Genomic DNA, 18,628 nt, shown 5'->3' with positions numbered 1-18,628 from the left:
CTGATTAACTAAAGTTCAGCCCGAATAGTAAAAGCATAGTCTCCTCCCGGTTCTAACTGATAATCTTGTTTTTCCAAGAAACGACCTAGCGGTTCTTTGATTAAGGCACGACCTTGGGAAGGCTTCACAGACAGTTCTCCCCGGCGAAAATGCCATTGGAACTGCCATTCATGATCACCGGCGTTGACTTCACCTTCAAGGAACCCGTGTTGCCAGGATTGGCGGGTAATTCTGACATGGGCAATGGTTTCTGGCAGACGTTTGGCACTCACAATGCTTGATGTCAAGTGTGGGATAAAAGTTGACTATGCAGGTTACTTCTTTTATTTACCAAACATAGCTTAAATCGACAAACTGACAAAGTGAATATTTTATAGTTAAGTCGGTAATTTTGCTCCATCTAACGACTGAAGACACGGTTATCAGAACATGAGGGCTTTGTAGGCTAAGTATTATCAGGACTTACGCCCAACACAACGAAAGTAGCGGTAATAGCCTGCGGGTACTCCTTCGGAGAACTCATAGAGTAGCAGATCCGCTATATGTTGGGTTGCGCTCCGCTTCACCCAACCTACCTCTAATGCACAAATTTAGCCTTGCCGCACCACTACAGATACTTAGATTTTCTCAGAAATCAAATATAATTCCTATACATGAATTACCGCTATGCAAGAATCAGGTTTTTGGTCACATCTTGCGTAAGTCCTAATTATGCATCTTCATATCGAATTGGTATAAGACGGAATACTACTTTTTTTGAAAACTTTACATATTTAATAGTTGAAATCCATAAATATACTTTACTCCTAATTACGGCAAAATATATTAAATTAACAATATTTCCGTAAAATTCCTCTTTTATAAAGAATATCAATGCAACTATACTTTGAATAGTTCTGCTGGACTAATTAACAAAAAATATTGTTAAGGACGCATCTGTCGGCGAAATTCTTAATTAAGCATTAAAAGCATATTTGCTTTGTGAATTGCCACACATATCAAGGACTTTAAATAATCATAATGCATAAATCTATTTGTCCACTGCTAGCCCTAGCTTTAGCAGCAGGTTCTGCTTTCTGCATAACTCCATGTAAAGCTCAAACTCCCAGAGAATTAAATGATGATACTATTGATAATAGTAGCTCTATATCCCCAAAATCATCTCCTGATCTAGATACCAAGTTGTCATCGAAATCGAGTGACTCTGTTACTTCTACAAATGGTAAAGCAGACATTATCTCTGAAGTAAGCAGTAACTCTTCTGCTGATAATCCTCCTATAGCTGTCAACAAACCTAATCTACGCATTCCAGTATCTAGCAGGATTTTTTCCGCGCCTTCAATGCGACAGTAATACAATTTTGGCTGAAGATTGAGAAAAGTATGAAGGATGAAATATGAAATTTTATCCTTCATTTTTTTGTAGTTATAGCGGTTTTCACATCAGTGAGGTACAAGTTGAAATTGCAAAGCCTGTAGGGGCGGGGAAACCCCACCCTCGACTGTATTGCATCCGACTGAGAACCTCTATATGGCAATTCTCAGATGCATGAGATATACCCACCTAAAGGAAGTCAAGAATCAGAATATTGAATACTCCTGACTCCTCAATTAGGGGTATATTGCACTCAACTGAGAACCACTGTAGCCATTACTACCGCTCTGAAGACAAACTTGTTCATAGTTTTTACCAGCGATATCCCAAGTAAATTCTGTTTCTACTAATTGTCTGCCATTGAGAGATAATTCAGAGCGCAGTTTTGGGTTATCAAATAGTTTACTAATAGCAGTGATATATTCCTGGGGTACATTTGCGCGTAATGCTCCCACTGATATACCATTGCCATCGACAGCTAATCCTTCTAAACCGCGATCGCTTCCTACTACTGGCACACCTGCTGCCATTGCTTCGAGGGTTTTATTCTTAATCCCAAACCCAGTTCTCAGCGGCACTACGCAAACGGTAGAGTTATGCAAATATTCTACCATTGAAGACACGCGACCTGTAACTATAACTCCAGGAATATCTTTCAATTCTAAAACTTCTGGGCTTGGTCTAGCACCGACAATACTAAATGTGACATCAGGATAGGATTTTTGCAGTTCTGGCAATACTTCTAAAGCAAAAAACCGAGCCGCATCGATATTGTGGGATGCATCCATTGCTCCTACAAAAATTAAACTATGTCCGCCTGGATCTTGTAAACGATAGGGAAATAATTCTAAATCTACGCCATTGGGAATTACGGCGATTTCAATGTCCGGACGGAGTTTGAGAAATTCTTGGCGATCGTCTTGGGTGGTGACAACAATGTGAGAAAATTTAGTACAGTAGCGCTTCTCGTAACGCTCCAAGACAAGCGAGAGATATAAGCGATCGCGTAATGCATTCTGTGAAGCATCCATCTTCAGATGATCGCGCACCCAACCGTAAACCGAACTGTGGACATCGACAACCGTATTTACACTGTTGCGAAACTCAGGACGAATATATATTTCGTTAACGCTATGTTCACAAGTAATTACATCACACTTTTGCGCCTGAACATAATCATCAACTAAGGCTTGAATTGCTGGCGAATAACGATACAGAACATTTGGCGGTGTAGCTTTAAGCACCGATTCCATAAATCGCCTCGCCTTAGCCAATAACTCTGAAATACCACCTTGATTTTCTGGTTCCGACGGTAAAGGAAAAATGACCAGTTCACTTACATATTTCCGTAATTCCTCTACCTCTGCATTTGTGACTTCCTTGTTAGACTGTGTAATTAAAATCACTGAATGCTTTTGTTGGAGGTATTTGAGCAAATTAAAAGTTCTAATTTCCGTTCCCCCACGACTAGGTGGATAAGGAAACGTAGAAGATAGCATCAGGATACGCATATAATTTCTCTTCTTCTTTTTATAACTTAGATGTAACCAATTAATTACCCTGATTACATATCAGTTTTAACATGAGATTTTTATTTGTCTAATACAATAAACATCTTGCAAAAATCTTTCCTTTGCACCTACCCTGCGGGATCACTAAAAGCGATGGCGTGAGGCAAAAAATATTTACGATTACACACAACACTATGAATAATCAACCATTTTTGACAATTGTCACCGCCACAAGAGGCAATTATTCCGATTACTGGTTAGAACAGTTATTACAAATTAAAGGTGACGTGCAATTTATTTTAGTTTATCCCCCAGAGGCGGGATTTAAAAATATTGATGATCCTAGAGTCCAGAGTTTAACAAGTCCATATAAAGGCGAAGTTATGCAAAGATTCACAGGTTTAATTAATGCCAAAGGCGATTATGTGATGGCATTAGATGACGATGACTTTGCACACCCTGATATTTTAGATTTGACAAGAAGATATTTTACGCTATTTCCTGAAAGCTGGGTTTTAAGGCTAAAAATTCAGAATATCAACGATTCTGACGAAGCACGCATCAAGCAAGAATGGGAATCAAATCCTGATGTTGAGCAGCTAGAAATTTGTAAGAAAACTTCAGAAAATCCCTTTCCGTTTCAAAAGGGTAACTACAAAGGTTTATTAGAAGTTCCCATTGTGCCTTTGGATAAAGCTTTAGATATTCGTCATATAATATTTCCTTGGCAGCAGAGAACAGACCAAAACGGGATTCATTTTGAAAATTTTAATAACAAAGTTTGGAGAACTGAGCGAGTTAAGCCAGCACTTCAGGAAATATCAAAAGCCATGAATATCACAGGTGCTTTAACCTGGCTACCTTCATGGAGTTTAGATAGATTATTAGGCTTATTTGTGCAGGCAAAGTTTTATCAAAAAGATGCTATTATCGGTCATGCCATGCCCAAGCCTGAACAAATTAGGTTTATTCTCAGAGATGGAGCTTTGAAAGAAACCAGATTATATTTAATGGCAGAGTTACTGTTGATTAAATGTTATCCGCAGTATGGATATTTATGGAATCTGATATTTTGGCAGATTTACACCATACCGAAGGTTTTAGGTAAGTCGGTAAAGCTCAAGTTATTGAAAGCTAAGTAATGGCTCAGGTAAAAAAATATCTGTGCTACCGCTATTCTGACGTATCTTTTTGTAATGATGTGTTACGCATCGCTCGCTTAACTATTATTTATGCTTTGCTTTGCGATCGCTGATCCACTATCGCTTTTAGAATTATACGGAAATCAGTTAGCCCTTCCTGCCATCCGCATCCCAAAATCGCCTAAACTCAAAGTGTCCGCCAACCGCCAAAATCCCATGTCTCGCTGGTTCAACACTGCTGGTCCGTGTCAAGACGATATCCACTACATGCTATCTCCAACAACACGATTACCAGATTTGGAGGAGCTAATCCAACAGCGTAGTTATTTTGTCGTTCATGCACCGCGACAAACGGGTAAAACCACGGCTATGTTAGCCCTAGCACAGCAACTTACCGCAACTGGACGTTATACAGCAGTCATGGTATCCGCAGAAGTAGGAAGTGCATTTAATCATGACCCCAGTGTCGCAGAATTAGCAATTCTGGGAAGTTGGCGGAATTTAATTTCAGTTCGTTTACCAAAAAATTTACAACCTCCTACTTGGGTTTATGAGGAAGCAGGACAAAGAATTCAATCCAGTTTAAAAGCTTGGGCACAAGTTTCTCCTAGACCTTTGGTAATATTTATTGATGAAATTGATTCTTTACAAGATGAGACTCTAATTTCTGTGTTGCGACAGTTGCGGGATGGTTATGCGATTCGTCCAGAAAATTTCCCTTCATCGGTGGGATTAATTGGTTTGCGGGATGTGCGAGATTACAAGGTTGCATCTGGTGGTAGCGACAGATTGAACACATCCAGTCCTTTTAATATTAAAGTCAGTTCCATTACCCTGAGAAATTTTAACGCAGCAGAAGTTGCAGAACTATACCAACAACATACTCAGGAAACGGGACAAATTTTTACAAAAGAAGCCGCAGCGACAGCCTTTGATTTAACTCAGGGACAACCTTGGTTAGTTAATGCTCTGGCTAAAGAAGTTGTGGAAAAAATGGTTAAGGATAGAAATATTGCGATTACAAAAGAACATATTTTACAGGCAAAGGAAATATTAATTGCCCGTCAAGATACTCATCTCGATTCTTTAGCCGAACGCTTACGGGAACCAAGAATAAAAGCAATTATTGAGCCGATGTTAGCCGGTTTAGAATTGGGGGATATACCGAATGATGATATTCAATTTGTGATTGATTTGGGTTTATGTAAAATGCATCCCCAAGGCGGATTAACTATTGCTAATCCAATTTATCGGGAAGTTTTACCCAGGGTATTAACGGTGACACCAATGGCTTCTCTGCCAATGATTGCACCAACTTGGTTAACCTCTTCAGGGGAATTAAATATAGATGCATTGCTGGCAGCATTTCTCAAGTTTTGGCGACAGCACGGGGAACCGTTATTAGGTAGTACTGGGTATCATGAAATCGCTCCCCACATAGTATTAATGGCTTTCTTACATCGTGTTTCGACTCCGCTCAACACAAGTGTTGTTAATGGTGGGGGAATCCTGGAACGGGAATATGCAATTGGTAGCGACAGAATGGATTTATGTTTGCAATATGGAAGCGTGACGTTGGGAATAGAATTAAAAGTATGGCGGGATAAAAAACGTGACCCCCAAACTGAAGGAATCGAGCAATTAGAGTCATATTTAGGGCGTTTGGGGTTGGATTTTGGTTGGTTATTTGTGTTTGACAGGCGTAAAAATGCCCTACCAATGGAAGAACGTTTGTCAACGCAGGTTGTGGCGACGGAAAATCAACGGGCGATTACTGTGATTCGGGCGTGACTATTTTGAATGTTGGAAGCAGCTTGGCGAAAATAGTAATATTTGGGTTGGAATAAATACAAATCAGCTTGGGTGATCATCTAATATAACTCCTATTGTAGATAGAGTAAGGGGTAATCTTACGTAGTTATTACAACTAATGCTACAATCAGGAGGGTGTGTAAATTTTTGCCATTCAGGATAGAGTAGTGCTGAGTTATATACAACAGGCAGGCCTACCCACATGGAAGTAAATGAGTTAAAGTTCCTCTTAAAGTTATTGGGATTTGCGGATTATCGAGCAGAACTTAGTGCCTTCGATGCTTTTAAAAGTGAGAAAAATAAAATTTGTAAGGCATTGGGCGATCGCGAACTGGTAGAATATACCAGTGAGATTGCTACAGTCAAGATTTCAGGCTCAGGTCAAACTGTGCTGAAAGATCCCAGCCAAGTACCCATCACAGACAAAGAACTCAAGGTGCTGGAGAAAATCAGTAAAGCTGCTGGTAAAATCGCCCCTAGCAAAATCACCTCGCCAAAAGCTGCTGAACGAGATGTGATACTGGAAGCGTTGAGCGATCGGGGTTTGATTGAAGCTGAAAAGAGCATTAAAAGGGCAAAAGCTGAGGTTTGGCTGACTAAAAGAGGAATTGAGTATTTACGGGATGATTACAGTCCCAACAAAGGCTCTAACCCCGCCATCAGCTTAGAATTACTGGGTAATTATCTACGGTTTTTACGTAAGACTCTGCGAGTGAAACCAGAGCAAGATTATACTTCACTACCTACAGTCACTATCAGTGATGCAGAAGTCTTACAAATTATTGAGAAATTAGACCGAGAATTGGGTACTGAGAATTATTTACCAATTTTCCATCTGCGACAAAAGTTACAACCGCCTTTGTCACGAGATGAATTAGAGCAGGCGCTGTATCGCCTTGAAGAAACTAACAAAATTGAGTTAAGTACACTTGCAGAGCCACGTGATTATACTCCTGAGCAAGTTGATGCTGGAATTTCTCAAATAAGTGGTGGCTCTTTATTTTTCATCACACTAAATTAGCGGTCTAAGCCTAATCTACAAACAAGCTAACTTTCAAGAAAATAGAGATATCCATATGGCAACTATTGACGAAGTTATTAAAAAATCGCTTAACCCTTTTGATAACTTTGCAGCAGGTAACTTTTGGAAAGAGCATGAGCTAGCTCCTACTGTTGACTCTATTCATCAAGAAGCACTAACTCAAATTAAAAGTGTTTTGGATCGAATTGCTCAAGACCATCAAACCCGTACCCTAATTCTCTATGGTGATGCTGGGGTGGGCAAAACTCATTTTATGGGTCGGTTAAAACGAAAGCTAAATAATGAAGCTTTTTTCGTATACATTGAGCCGTTTCCTCAGAGTGACCATATCTGGAGGCATATCTTACGCCACACTATTGATAGTCTGGTAAATGCTCCAGTAGGACAAACAGATTCCCAATTAATTCTTTGGATTAAAAGCTGTTTGTCTACTATTCGTCACGATTTACAAAGTGAACATCAAAGCTTAATTGACAGAATTAAAGGCTTTTTTGGAAAACAGAAAACAGATACTAAAGCTGACCGTAAATTATTTATTGATATTCTCAAAAAGACTATAGGTACTAAGGAAGTTTACAATGCCAACGAATTCTTTGGTGTTCTTTATGGTTTAACTAATCCAGAATTAAACTCTCTAGCTTGTGAATGGTTAAAAGGGGATAATTTAGATGACGAAAGCCTGAAGAGATTACAAGTTAAGCAATCTATTGATAGCGAAGACTCTGCACGAGGTATTTTAGGAAATTTAAGCAAAATCTCTGGCAAGACTCAGCCCATTGTTTTATGTTTTGATCAACTAGATAACATTGCTCGCCTACCAGATGGCTCGATTGACCTACAAGCTTTATTCAACGTTAACTCTACGATTTATAATGGCAAGTGGCAAGGTTTCTTAATTATCATCAGTGTTAGAACTAGTGTCTGGAATGAAAATTACAAACGAATTCAACCTGCTGATTTGGATAGGGCTAGTGAAAAAGTACTCCTTAAACGCATTACGCTAGAGGAGGCCGAAGCCCTATTAGCTTCTCGATTATATCAGTTGTATCATCAGGCTTCCCCTGTACCTAATTCTTCGATTTATCCCTTAACTACAGAGGTACTAGTGAAAGCATTTCCTAGCCGTAAAGCCTCACCTCGTTCAGTGCTAACTCTAGGAAAACGACTATTCCAAGAATATAAGGAATGGCTATTCAGAGATAAAAAAGACCCGAAGCCATTATGGTTAATGGGTGTAATTTTGCCACCACCTCCACCGCCTCCACCAGATGCGGAATTAAAATTATTATGGCAGCAGGAATATAAAAAAGTTCAGGGGAAAATTACCAAAATAACTTTATTAGCTGCACCTGAACTAATTCGGATGTTACAAGAAGCCTTAGAGGCATTGGAAGTACAGGCTATTAAGCCTAAAATCTTAAAAGGTAATTATGCTAGCTATTCCTTAAGTTACCAACAGCCTGGTAAGAAAGAAAGGGTAGGAGTGGTCTGGACAGAAGAACCAGGAATGAGACCATTTTTTGATGTAATGAATGCTTGTCAGAGAGTGGTTTCTAATAATTTATGTCACAGTCTGCAACTAATTCGTCTTGCAAGCGTAGGTCAACCCAACCTGGCTGGAAATCAAATATACAAGCAGATTTTCACATATACTAACCATCATCATATAAAGCCTAGTGTGGCTTCTGTTCACTATTTAGCTACATACCATAACTTAGTGAATTCAGCACTAGCTCAAGAATTAGTACTAGCAGATAAAACAATTAATTTACAAGAATTACAATCGTTAATCCGTAAGTTAAAAATTTTACATAATTGTACTTTGTTGCAAGATTTAGGTATTGTTTCTAAACCAGAACATGATAATGGTAAGGGAAATGATAAACCAGATTTAAAACCAGTTAAAGAGTATTTGTTGAATTTAGTTACAATTCAAAGCTTTATGGGAGTTATAGCTTTAATTAACGAAGCTGAACGTCAATTTCCCACTGTACAACATTCAGAAATTGAACAGTTAATTCAACAACTATGTGACGAACACACGGTTAAAATCATTGACCCCAAAGCTAAGTTACAAGACCAGTTAATTCGTTTAGTTACTTAATGATTGACATTTTAGCCAATGCAATACTTGACAGATGCAGTGGAAATTAGAGAGTTAATATCCAAGTTAGCAGCGGCTCAAACCCTATGGCTTGATACGGAAATTGCTAATTGGAATACTTATTATCCCAAATTATCGCTGATTCAGGTGTTGATTTCTCCGATAGATTCAAGAGGTGCATCTGTTTATATTCTAGATGTTTTAGAGAAACGTGATTTGGCAGCATATTTTATTAACCAAATCATGACTAATCCCAATATTGTAAAGGTTTTTCATAATGCTAGTTTTGACGTAAAGTATTTAGGAGGACAGCTAGCTAAGAATGTTACCTGCACTTTACAACTAGCTCGGAAAATTACCCGTCAACGTCTGCAAGTTTCCAATTTAAAACTCAAAACTTTAGCTGCGGAACTCTGTCATTTTTCTAATGTAGATACAGAAGAACAGAGAAGCGATTGGGGACAGCGTCCTCTCAGCGGTAAGCAGATACAATATGCGGCGATGGATACAGTTTATCTCGCTGCTGTGCATCGTCGCTTACTAGAAATATCTCAGCCTGAAATTATAAATAATATTTTTGCTATGGTGGATAATGGCTCAAAGCAGTCAACAAATAAATCTGAAAGTTCCTCTTTAACTGTTACTAAAGTTAGAGTTGCTTTTGAGTGTCCGCGTTTGTTTTATCTCAATCATCAATTTGGCGATAAAGCAATTTTTTTACCCAAAAATACTGTTAATGGCATTGGTAATCCATTTCATAAATTAGCAGATAATTTAGTTAAGCTAGCGCTTATTGAACCACAAGTTAAAGATTTATTCAAGCCAGCCGCAACACAGCTAAAAGTAGAAGAAGTTGCAGCAAAAATACAGCGAATATTTTATCAAATAGAATTTTCTCCTTACTTACAAGAAGTAACTAAAAAAGATGTCAGCAAAGCACCCGCGCTTCTACTGGTTTGGCAGGGATTGCAAGGACTAATTAAACGCTTTACAGAATTGCTAGTAATCAATAGGCGCTATTGTAGTGCAGAAACAGTTATTAGTAACACTTTTATATCTCAAGAACGTAGCATTGAACATTATTTTAATCTCCCTAATGGGACACAGCAACGAGTAGGTGGAGAATTTGATTGCTTAGTCTATAATTTTGAACTCAAGCGTTTGTGTGTAATTGAGTTTAAAACCTATCAGCCTGTAGATCCTTCAGCGCAATTGGCTCAGGTTTCTCTTTATAGTTATATGCTGCATCAAAAGAAAAAAGTAGCTGTTGATTCAGCAGTTTATTGTGTTTTGCCAGAATTCAAAGAGTATCAATATTCTTGGGAACAGTTAGAAAATACAGTCCATCAGTTAATTCCCTACAAATTATTACAGATGCAAGAATGGCTGGCTTGGGAATCTCCACATCCCAACCAGCCACCAGCGACAACTCAGTCTTATTTGTGCGAAATTTGTCCCCAACAACAAAAGTGTCAGACTTTTTTTTCTGCACCGTTCATAGATCAGATATCTAGTTCAATCCCAGAAAATGAGCAGGGAGATTTTCAAACTAGTCAAAATGATTCTGGGAATAATGACAGACACAATACCCAGTCCACAAGAAATCAAAAGCAATCTGTAAATGCTGATGCTATTGGTGAAGAATTGGTAACTACCTTGCAGTCTTTTGGTATTGGTGTAGACTACTATGGCGCTGCTGTTGGGCCAGCTTTTATCCGGGTGAAACTTAAACCCCATCTTGGTGTGAAAGTTAATGCTATTTTGAAATTGTCAGCAGATTTACAAGTGCAGTTAGGCTTAGGAAATCCGCCTTTGATTGCTCCACAGGCTGGCTATGTCAGTGTTGATTTACCCCGTCCAGATCGGCAAATTGCTAGCTTTGAGGAATATATTCAGCCGCAATTCTTACCTCCAACAGCACCTGTAAAAATTGCGATTGGAGTGAGCATCGAAGGACAGTTGATGGAGGCTGATTTGTCTGATCCGAATACCTGTCACTTTTTAGTTGGTGGGACAACTGGTAGCGGTAAAAGTGAGTTTCTGCGATCGCTCCTCCTCAGCCTCCTCAATCGCCATTCCCCGCAAAATTTGAAAATTGCCCTAGTTGATCCCAAGCGCGTTACGTTTCCAGAGTTTGAGAAAATGCCTTGGCTGTATGCGCCAGTTGTTAAAGATAGCGATCGCGCCATTGAACTGATGGATGAATTGGTTGCAGAAATGGAGTCTCGTTACCAGCAGTTTGAGAAAGCTGGGTGTGCAGATTTAAGCACTTACAATCATCGTTCACACCAACCTTTACCCCGCATTGTCTGCATTTTTGATGAATATGCCGACTTTATGGCAGAGAAGGAAATTCGTAAGGCACTAGAACTTAGTATAAAACGTTTGGGTGCAATGGCAAGAGCCGCCGGAATTCATCTGATTATTGCTACACAACGTCCAGAAGCTGGTATCGTCACCCCGATTATCCGTTCAAATCTGCCAGGACGGGTTGCTTTGAGAACTGCTAGTGAAGCTGACTCTGCGATCGTTTTAGGCGGAAAACAAACAGATGCAGCTTATTTGTTAGGTCAAGGCGATCTACTCTACCAACTGGGTGCTAAATTACACCGATTACAAAGCTTATTTGCTAAAAATATTTATTTACCTTCAATTTAGTAGTTTGCCAAGTTAACTCTAAGAGCTAGATAGTGAACATTTTAGTGCGTGATTGAGCGATCTAGCGTTTACTACAAGCGCTGTATTAGATTTTACCTACCCTTACTCTCCAGCAATGTCTCTTTGACTGCTATAATTCTGACTGCTTCAAACAAAGAAAAGTCACTGAAATTACTTTTATGAGTCCCCGACAAGATTAAATTTAGCGGAAATTCTAATTGATCGAGAGATGTATAAGCTACCTAGATGGAAAGGCGTCAACCAAGGAATTAACTAATGGGATATGTAATTGCGACTGCAAATATGAAAGGTGGTGTTGGTAAAACCACCATCACCGTTAATTTGGCTACTTGTTTAGCGAAAAATCACGGTAAGCGGGTGCTGGTGCTGGATTTAGATAGTCAAATTAGTGCCACACTCAGTCTGATGTCGCCTTTAGAGTTTGCTAAACGTCGCAAACAAAGAAAGACATTTAGGTATTTGATAGACCAAGTTGTTAATCCAGATGAAAATGCCAATATTACGATTCAGGATATTGTGCAATCCCAAGTTTGTAATCTTCCTGGATTAGATTTATTACCTGGAGATATCGACTTATATGATGAATTTGTCGTTTCGGAAATGCTGCACCAACAAGCAGTAGCTTTGGGTGAACAGGATTTTGAAAATGTTTGGAATCGCTTTGAAAGAGTCTTGATTAACAATATTTTAAAGCCAGTACGTCAAGAGTATGATTTTATTCTCTTAGATTGCGCTCCTGGTTATAATCTGATGACTCGTAGCGCTTTGGCTGCTAGTGATTTCTACATTCTGCCAGCGAAGCCAGAACCTTTATCTGTGGTGGGTATTCAACTGTTGGAAAGACGGATTGCTCAATTAAAAGATAGTCACGAACATGAAGCTAAAATTGATATAAAAATGCTGGGTATTGTTTTTAGTATGTCCAGTTCTAATCTGTTAACTGGAAGATATTATAAACAGGTGATGCATCGGGTTGTAGAAGATTTTGGTGTGGAGAAAATTTGTAAGAATCAAATACCAGTTGATGTGAATGTGGCTAAGGCTGTTGATAGTTTTATGCCAGTTGTGTTAGCTAGTCCCCAATCGGCTGGTTCTAAAGCTTTCTTTCAGTTAACTCAAGAGTTGTTGCAGAAGTTGTAGCATAGAGAATACAGAAAGGGGAATGGGGAATGACCAAACCCTTGACCCTTGACTATTCCTAATAGAGTTTCTGCCTTTGTTTTACGAAAATAGAGTTGCGATCGCCTGCTCTAATGCAGCTAAAGTTATGTTATGTGCGATCGCCTTAAAAGAGCAGATGCTAAAGGGTTTATCACTTGTGCAATTAGTGGATTCACAAGCCAATCAAGGCGATATTTCCAAATTGATCACATTATCCATTCTAGATTTGTACTGTCATCTTTTGGCGTACCATATAGATAGTAGTTATGTTGACTAGACCAATCATTTGGTGCTTCCAGTGTTCCAGTGAACGCTTCTAGTACATCCCCAGCATTACCATCAGGCACTGATTCAATAGCTGATTCAATTTTGATGATACAACGCTTGTTTGGTTCCAAATTTAGAGGTAATTCTGGACGCAAATATTGACCGTCGAATGTAACTATTAGAGTGTTCCACAAAAAAACCCCAAAAGGGGCTTTTCCAGTTATTTACTTACAGCAGTTTTCATGTAATTAGACCACCCGCTCATATCTTCTTTCTTCCTTTGCGCCTACCCTGCGGGTTCCGGTTGCGGTATGCGTGAGATATAAACATGTGGTTCATTTAGCTGAAAATCGCTGTAATTTAAAGTAAATACAACAAACCGAAAAGTATAATCCAAATCACGTCTACGAAGTGCCAGTAGATTTCGGCAGCTTCGATACCAAAGTGCTTTTCACTACTGTAGTGGCCTTTGGTGCGCGATCGCCACAACACGGCTACAATCGCTAAAACGCCGATAGTTACGTGCAAACCGTGGAAGCCAGTCAATACATAAAACGCACTGGCAAATACATTGGTAGTCAGACCAAATTCCAGATGTGTATACTCATACACTTGACCTACCAAGAAAATCGCACCCATTGCTGCAGTAATAGCCAGCCAGATTTGGGCACCACGTGCATCGTTTTTCTTGATAGCAGTATCAGCATTGTGCATAACAAAGCTGCTAGCAATCAAGTTGACGGTGTTAACTCCAGGTAGCAATAATTCTAACTCTGGCGTACCTGCTGGTGGCCATACAGGTAATGTAGAACGTAAAGCCAGATAGGCTCCAAAGAGTCCGAGGAAAATCATCCCTTCCGCAATGAGGAAGACAAACAAACCAAACAGGCGATGGTCTGGATGGGCTTCATGATGAGCATCGGCGACTTCCGCCGCATGGTGATGATTCAGTTCTGTTTTAGCTGGGTCAATAATTTGACTTTGCATGAATCTTTTTAAGGATAAAGTATGAAGTATGAAGTATGAAGTATGAAGTATGAAGTATGAAGTATTATTTTTTATACTTCACACTTCAGACTTTATTTGCGGTCTTCGGAATTAGCCGCAACCGCTGGATCTGGTTCTGCTCTTAACACCGAATTTGGTCCACCAGACAAGACTGGATTAGGGTCATATAAGGGTACACCTTCTTTAGCCTGCTCCAAGCCGTAGTCGTAGGGGCCGGTTGCCAATACTGGCTGTTTGGCGAAATTTTCAATCGCTGGTGGGGAAGTGGTCATCCACTCTAAGGTAAGTCCATTCCAAGGATTATTACCTGCTTTTGGCCCGTAAAACCAACTCCAAATTGCATTGACAATGAAGGGAAGTGTGGAAACTGCCAGGATATATGAACCATAGGTGCAGATTTCATTCAGGGATGTAAATTTGGGGTCATATTGTGCAATTCGGCGGTTCATGCCCATTAAACCCAGTTTATGCATGGGTAAGAAGGTCATATTTAAACCGACGATGGTTAACACAAAGTGAACCTTACCCCAAAATTCATTAAACATCCGTCCCGTCATCTTGGGGAACCAGTGGTAGATGGCGGCAAAAATTCCTAGAACACTACCGCCAAAAAGGACGTAGTGTAGGTGAGCCACCACAAAATAGGTATCGTGGACGTGAATATCAAACGGCACCGCCGCCAACATCACACCACTGATCCCACCAATTACGAAGGTGCCCAAAAAACCCATCGCAAATAACATGGGACTATTGAGGCGGATTTTGCCACCCCAAATAGTTGCCAACCAGCCGAAAATTTTAATCCCGGTGGGGACGGCGATGATCATCGTGGTGATCATGAAGAACATCCGCAACCAACCAGGGATACCACTGGTAAACATGTGGTGCGCCCAGACGATTAGCCCCAGAAAACTGATTGCCAAACTAGAGAAGGCGATCGCTTTATATCCGAAAATTGGCTTACGAGAATGTATAGGCAATATCTCGGAAATGCCCCCGAAAAAGGGCAAAATCATAATGTAAACCGCTGGGTGGGAGTAGAACCAGAACATATGCTGGTACACCACAGGATCACCGCCACCAGTGGGGTTAAAAAATGTTGTGCCAGCGATTAAGTCAAAAGACAACAGAATCAGCGCACTTGCAAGTACTGGTGTTGATACCAGCACCAGCGCCGAAGTTGCCAACATCGCCCAACAAAACAAAGGCATTTGATAGAATCCCATTCCTGGGGTACGCATCTTGAAAATGGTGACGAGGAAATTAATCGCCCCCAAAATCGATGATGTACCCAAAAGCAGGAGACTCATAATCCAAATTTCCTCGCCCACTTGGCCTGTCACCAAGCTGAGGGGAGGGTAAGAAGTCCAACCGGCATCAGGTGCATCGCCCAGTACTAAACTGGAAATCAGCAACAAACCCGCGGGAGGAATCATCCAAAAAGCTACAGCATTCAGCCGTGGAAATGCCATATCCTTAGCCCCAATCATCAGGGGAATTAGATAGTTAGCAAATCCAGCACCAGCAGGCACAATCCACAAGAAAATCATGATTGTGGCGTGCAGTGTAAACAAGCTGTTGTAGATTTCTGGAGTCACAAAATCTACCTCTGGGGTGCGTAGTTCTGTCCGCACCAAGTCAGCCATCACACCGCCGATGCAGTAGAAAATAAACGAAGTGACGAGGTATTGAATCCCAATCACCTTGTGATCGGTACTAAAGCCAAAGAAGTCTCGCCAATGCCTTTCTCCTGGTTCTGGAAGCAGAACGGGAAAATTAGCGGTTTCTTGCAACTGAGCTTGTGTCATAGAAGTCAAGGGTCAAGGGTCAATTGTCAAGGGTCAATTGTCAAGGGTCAAGGGTCAAAATTTAGACTTTGGACTCTTGACTTTGGACTTTGGACTCTTGACTACTTATGCATTTGATGTAACATTTCTGGCTGAATTCCCATGTCCTTGGTGTAAGGAGCGAGAAATTCGTGGGGGGATAAATCTGCAGGGTTAAGAGCAACAGCTTGATTGAGGTTTTCACGGCTAGCCACTAGCTGTTCCTGCACCCAATTGTTATAGGCTTCCTCTGACTCCACAACCACTTGGGTTCTCATCGCGCCGTGGTAAGGGCCACAAAGTTCAGCACAAATGAGGACATAATCGCCTGGTTTTCTGGGTGTGAAGCGAAACTCGCTTGTTCTACCAGGGATAGCATCTTGTTTCAGGCGAAACTCTGGCACCCAAAAAGCGTGAATGACATCGTTAGCAGTCATACTAATTTGTACCTGACGCCCGATGGGTAAGTGTAGTTCACCTGTGGTGATTCCACTATCAGGATAGGTAAAAATCCAGGCGTATTGTAAACCAGCAACGTTAACCACTAAATCTGCTGGTTTGCTTGACTCTTCAGCATTTTGAGCAATAGTGGTGAGATGCTCCGGCTGCATTTGAGCATGATCGTTGTCAGATGCAAGAGTGGGAGGTGTATCGCTTAAAGTGGCTGCAAGAGCTGTCCCTGACATATGCATCGACGACATGTCCATAGTCATTGGGGCTTCATGGATAGCGTGGGGATCGAAGCCACCCATTTCGTTGTATACATCAAAGCTATAGACAGAAATACCGAGAACTATAATTGCTGGGATCGCTGTCCAGAGGATTTCTAGAGGCACGTTTCCCTCAACAGGCGGGCCGTCTTCATTATCACCGGCGCGCCGACGATATCTAAAAGCAGCGTAAATCAAAATACCTTCGACAAGTAAAAATATACCTGTGGAGACGATCATCATCGTGTTGAACAGACCATCCACCAAGATGGCTTCATCTGAGGCGGCTGTTGGCAACAGACCGTGATTTTGTCCGTACCAAAGGCTGGCCAGCGTTAGCACGATGCCAATGAGTAATGTCCAGATGGAACTTGGAATTTTCACGGCTTACTTAAATTGAATTTACTACGTTATGTCAAAGCTGCCCACTTACTAAGGTAGACCAGTCTATAAGAGATAGGCTATAAAGGTCTGAAATTTTTATTAATTTTCTGGGTCATATCATTGATTAGGGAATAGGCAATAGTTAAGTAGGGTGGGCAATGCCCACTAAAACTGGATATGGTGGGCAATGCCCACCCTACGTAATTACTTTAAAAATTAAATAGGAATTTTATATTGCCAAGTGTCACCAAGAATAGATGACAATTACTAAAAAAATTTAAGGAAAAATTTAGGAAGTTAAATTAACTGCCATTTATCAAATCCTGACAACTGGAAAAATCCCTAAAGCTTCCGCCTAAAAGTGGTGAACGTGGTTCAAAGTATAAGTGAAAGCTAATCTATTAATCTTATTCGTATACGCTAGGGTGGATATGGGTCGTGACTAACAAACTGATAACTTTAAAAGCTTTACCAAGAGCGGGCAGAAGGTATCGTTCATGAACGAATTTGTCGTACAACAACAAAATGAAGCAGCAGCACTGCAGCAAAAGCCTAAAGAATTGATTCGTCGCTTGGTGTGGAAGATCTGCATAGCTACCTTAATTTTGATGGCGATTGGTTCTGCTACCCGCGTAATGAATGCCGGGCTTGCTTGCCCTGACTGGCCCTTGTGCTATGGGGAATTAATCCCAGCCAAGCAGATGAACCTGCAAGTGTTTTTAGAGTGGTTTCACAGATTGGATGCAGCTTTGATTGGTATCAGCGCGATCGCACTCTTTGGTCTATCCTGGTGGCATCGTCAGGTTTTACCTCATTGGCTACCTTGGGCATCCACATTCGCCCTGTTTTTAATCGTCTTCCAAGGCATCTTGGGGGGACTCACCGTTACTGAACTGTTGCGGTTTGATATCGTTACCGCCCACTTAGGAACGGCGCTATTGTTTTTCACCACCCTACTAGTTATCGGCACGGCACTCGCCCCCTATCAAGGCACTGGCAATGTGGGGAATTTGCCTTGGGTGGGTTTAATAGCTGCCATTTTGGTCTACTTACAAAGCCTCCTAGGTGCTTTAGTAGGGTCTCGCTGGGCACTGCACCAATGCTTGGGCACATCCCAACTGTGTACGGTGATGTATAGCCACATATTTGGCTTAGTACCGCCCACGCTGGCAACTTTAGCTGTGGTATTAATTTCCTGGCGTACACCTGCACTGCATCCCGTTTTGCGGCGACTAGCAAAGATGGCTGGTTCTTTATTGCTTTTACAAATCCTGTTAGGATTTGCCACTTTTCGATTACACCTGCAAGTCGAGCCGCTCACCGTCTCTCACCAAGCTGTGGGTGCAGCTTTACTGGGTACTTTGGTGGCTTTCACGGTACTGGCATGGCGTGACTGGGCTGATAACCGTGAAATTAACGCTTACCCTGTAGCGATCGCAGTTAATGCTACAAGCACACCAGCGAATGGAGCGAATCCATAACTCAGTTCAGTTTTATTTTACTGAAGTGGTGGAACCATACAAACCCTTGTCTCCACTTGCGCCCCTAGAGGGGAGATGAGGAAGCAGGGGAATAATGGCAGATCTGGGAGCAAAATCTTCCTTATCC

14 protein-coding genes are annotated in these 18,628 nt (G+C 40.9%); 7 read left to right on the top strand and 7 right to left on the bottom strand.

Annotation, left to right across the window (positions count from 1 at the left end):
- Positions 1 to 8: 8 nt before the first annotated feature.
- The 3 genes from CAL7507_RS12610 to CAL7507_RS12600 form a co-directional block, all read right to left on the bottom strand.
- Positions 9 to 272 carry a DUF3146 family protein gene (locus CAL7507_RS12610; RefSeq protein WP_015128858.1) on the bottom strand — a complete coding sequence of 88 codons (264 nt, stop codon included), beginning with the start codon at positions 270 to 272 and terminating at the stop codon, positions 9 to 11.
- A gap of 825 nt (positions 273 to 1,097) precedes the next feature.
- A complete protein-coding gene (locus CAL7507_RS12605; RefSeq protein WP_015128856.1) occupies positions 1,098 to 1,415 on the bottom strand; it encodes a hypothetical protein in 318 nt (105 codons plus the stop codon).
- A gap of 195 nt (positions 1,416 to 1,610) precedes the next feature.
- Positions 1,611 to 2,885 carry a glycosyltransferase family 4 protein gene (locus tag CAL7507_RS12600; RefSeq protein WP_015128855.1) on the bottom strand — a complete coding sequence of 425 codons (1,275 nt, stop codon included), beginning with the start codon at positions 2,883 to 2,885 and terminating at the stop codon, positions 1,611 to 1,613.
- Between the two features lie 194 nt (positions 2,886 to 3,079).
- On the opposite strand from CAL7507_RS12600, the gene CAL7507_RS12595 reads away from it, so the two are divergent.
- The 6 genes from CAL7507_RS12595 to CAL7507_RS12570 all read left to right on the top strand — a co-directional run bounded on the left by CAL7507_RS12595 (position 3,080) and on the right by CAL7507_RS12570 (position 12,804).
- Entirely contained in the window at positions 3,080 to 4,027 is a 948-nt protein-coding gene (locus CAL7507_RS12595) for a glycosyltransferase family A protein (protein ID WP_015128854.1), read from the top strand.
- Between the two features lie 216 nt (positions 4,028 to 4,243).
- Entirely contained in the window at positions 4,244 to 5,818 is a 1,575-nt protein-coding gene (locus CAL7507_RS12590) for an ATP-binding protein (protein WP_042342105.1), read from the top strand.
- A gap of 223 nt (positions 5,819 to 6,041) precedes the next feature.
- Positions 6,042 to 6,860, top strand: a complete 819-nt coding sequence (locus CAL7507_RS12585) for a hypothetical protein (RefSeq protein WP_015128850.1) — start codon at positions 6,042 to 6,044, stop codon at positions 6,858 to 6,860.
- A 55-nt stretch (positions 6,861 to 6,915) separates the two neighbouring features.
- Positions 6,916 to 8,985, top strand: coding sequence for an AAA family ATPase (locus CAL7507_RS12580; protein WP_015128849.1), 2,070 nt, complete (start codon positions 6,916 to 6,918; stop codon positions 8,983 to 8,985).
- An 18-nt stretch (positions 8,986 to 9,003) separates the two neighbouring features.
- Positions 9,004 to 11,643: a DNA translocase FtsK gene (locus CAL7507_RS12575; RefSeq protein WP_015128848.1), complete on the top strand. Its 2,640-nt coding sequence runs from the start codon at positions 9,004 to 9,006 to the stop codon at positions 11,641 to 11,643.
- A gap of 276 nt (positions 11,644 to 11,919) precedes the next feature.
- A complete protein-coding gene (locus CAL7507_RS12570; protein WP_015128847.1) occupies positions 11,920 to 12,804 on the top strand; it encodes a ParA family protein in 885 nt (294 codons plus the stop codon).
- A 227-nt stretch (positions 12,805 to 13,031) separates the two neighbouring features.
- On the opposite strand, the gene CAL7507_RS12565 is transcribed toward CAL7507_RS12570, so the two are convergent.
- From CAL7507_RS12565 to CAL7507_RS12550, 4 genes are all read right to left on the bottom strand, one after another.
- Complete coding sequence (locus tag CAL7507_RS12565) at positions 13,032 to 13,286, bottom strand: hypothetical protein (RefSeq protein ID WP_015128845.1); 255 nt, start codon at positions 13,284 to 13,286, stop codon at positions 13,032 to 13,034.
- Positions 13,287 to 13,452: 166 nt separating this feature from the next.
- Positions 13,453 to 14,079 (bottom strand): heme-copper oxidase subunit III, encoded by a 627-nt coding sequence (locus CAL7507_RS12560; RefSeq protein ID WP_015128844.1) that lies wholly within the window; start codon positions 14,077 to 14,079, stop codon positions 13,453 to 13,455.
- A gap of 92 nt (positions 14,080 to 14,171) precedes the next feature.
- Positions 14,172 to 15,908 (bottom strand): cytochrome c oxidase subunit I, encoded by a 1,737-nt coding sequence (gene ctaD, locus CAL7507_RS12555; RefSeq protein WP_015128843.1) that lies wholly within the window; start codon positions 15,906 to 15,908, stop codon positions 14,172 to 14,174.
- Between the two features lie 101 nt (positions 15,909 to 16,009).
- On the bottom strand, positions 16,010 to 17,020 hold the full coding sequence (locus tag CAL7507_RS12550; protein WP_015128842.1) for a cytochrome c oxidase subunit II: 1,011 nt from the start codon (positions 17,018 to 17,020) through the stop codon (positions 16,010 to 16,012).
- Between the two features lie 497 nt (positions 17,021 to 17,517).
- Between CAL7507_RS12550 and CAL7507_RS12545 the strand changes: the two genes are divergently transcribed.
- Entirely contained in the window at positions 17,518 to 18,501 is a 984-nt protein-coding gene (locus CAL7507_RS12545) for a heme A synthase (protein WP_015128841.1), read from the top strand.
- Positions 18,502 to 18,628: the final 127 nt, after the last annotated feature.

Origin of the sequence: Calothrix sp. PCC 7507, assembly GCF_000316575.1 — a bacterium.
Taxonomy (GTDB): domain Bacteria; phylum Cyanobacteriota; class Cyanobacteriia; order Cyanobacteriales; family Nostocaceae; genus Fortiea.
The sequence above is the reverse complement of the archived record's forward strand: the minus strand, read 5'-3'. Positions and strand labels throughout refer to the sequence as shown.

What these genes read in the sequence shown, in the direction of transcription:
- CAL7507_RS12605 (WP_015128856.1), bottom strand. Translation starts at nt 1,415, where the DNA reads ATGAAGGATAAAATTTCATATTTCATCCTTCATACTTTTCTCAATCTT.
- CAL7507_RS12600 (WP_015128855.1), bottom strand. Translation starts at nt 2,885, where the DNA reads ATGCGTATCCTGATGCTATCTTCTACGTTTCCTTATCCACCTAGTCGT.
- CAL7507_RS12595 (WP_015128854.1), top strand. Translation starts at nt 3,080, where the DNA reads ATGAATAATCAACCATTTTTGACAATTGTCACCGCCACAAGAGGCAAT.
- CAL7507_RS12590 (WP_042342105.1), top strand. Translation starts at nt 4,244, where the DNA reads ATGTCTCGCTGGTTCAACACTGCTGGTCCGTGTCAAGACGATATCCAC.
- CAL7507_RS12585 (WP_015128850.1), top strand. Translation starts at nt 6,042, where the DNA reads ATGGAAGTAAATGAGTTAAAGTTCCTCTTAAAGTTATTGGGATTTGCG.
- CAL7507_RS12580 (WP_015128849.1), top strand. Translation starts at nt 6,916, where the DNA reads ATGGCAACTATTGACGAAGTTATTAAAAAATCGCTTAACCCTTTTGAT.
- CAL7507_RS12575 (WP_015128848.1), top strand. Translation starts at nt 9,004, where the DNA reads ATGCAATACTTGACAGATGCAGTGGAAATTAGAGAGTTAATATCCAAG.
- CAL7507_RS12570 (WP_015128847.1), top strand. Translation starts at nt 11,920, where the DNA reads ATGGGATATGTAATTGCGACTGCAAATATGAAAGGTGGTGTTGGTAAA.
- CAL7507_RS12560 (WP_015128844.1), bottom strand. Translation starts at nt 14,079, where the DNA reads ATGCAAAGTCAAATTATTGACCCAGCTAAAACAGAACTGAATCATCAC.
- ctaD (WP_015128843.1), bottom strand. Translation starts at nt 15,908, where the DNA reads ATGACACAAGCTCAGTTGCAAGAAACCGCTAATTTTCCCGTTCTGCTT.
- CAL7507_RS12545 (WP_015128841.1), top strand. Translation starts at nt 17,518, where the DNA reads ATGAACGAATTTGTCGTACAACAACAAAATGAAGCAGCAGCACTGCAG.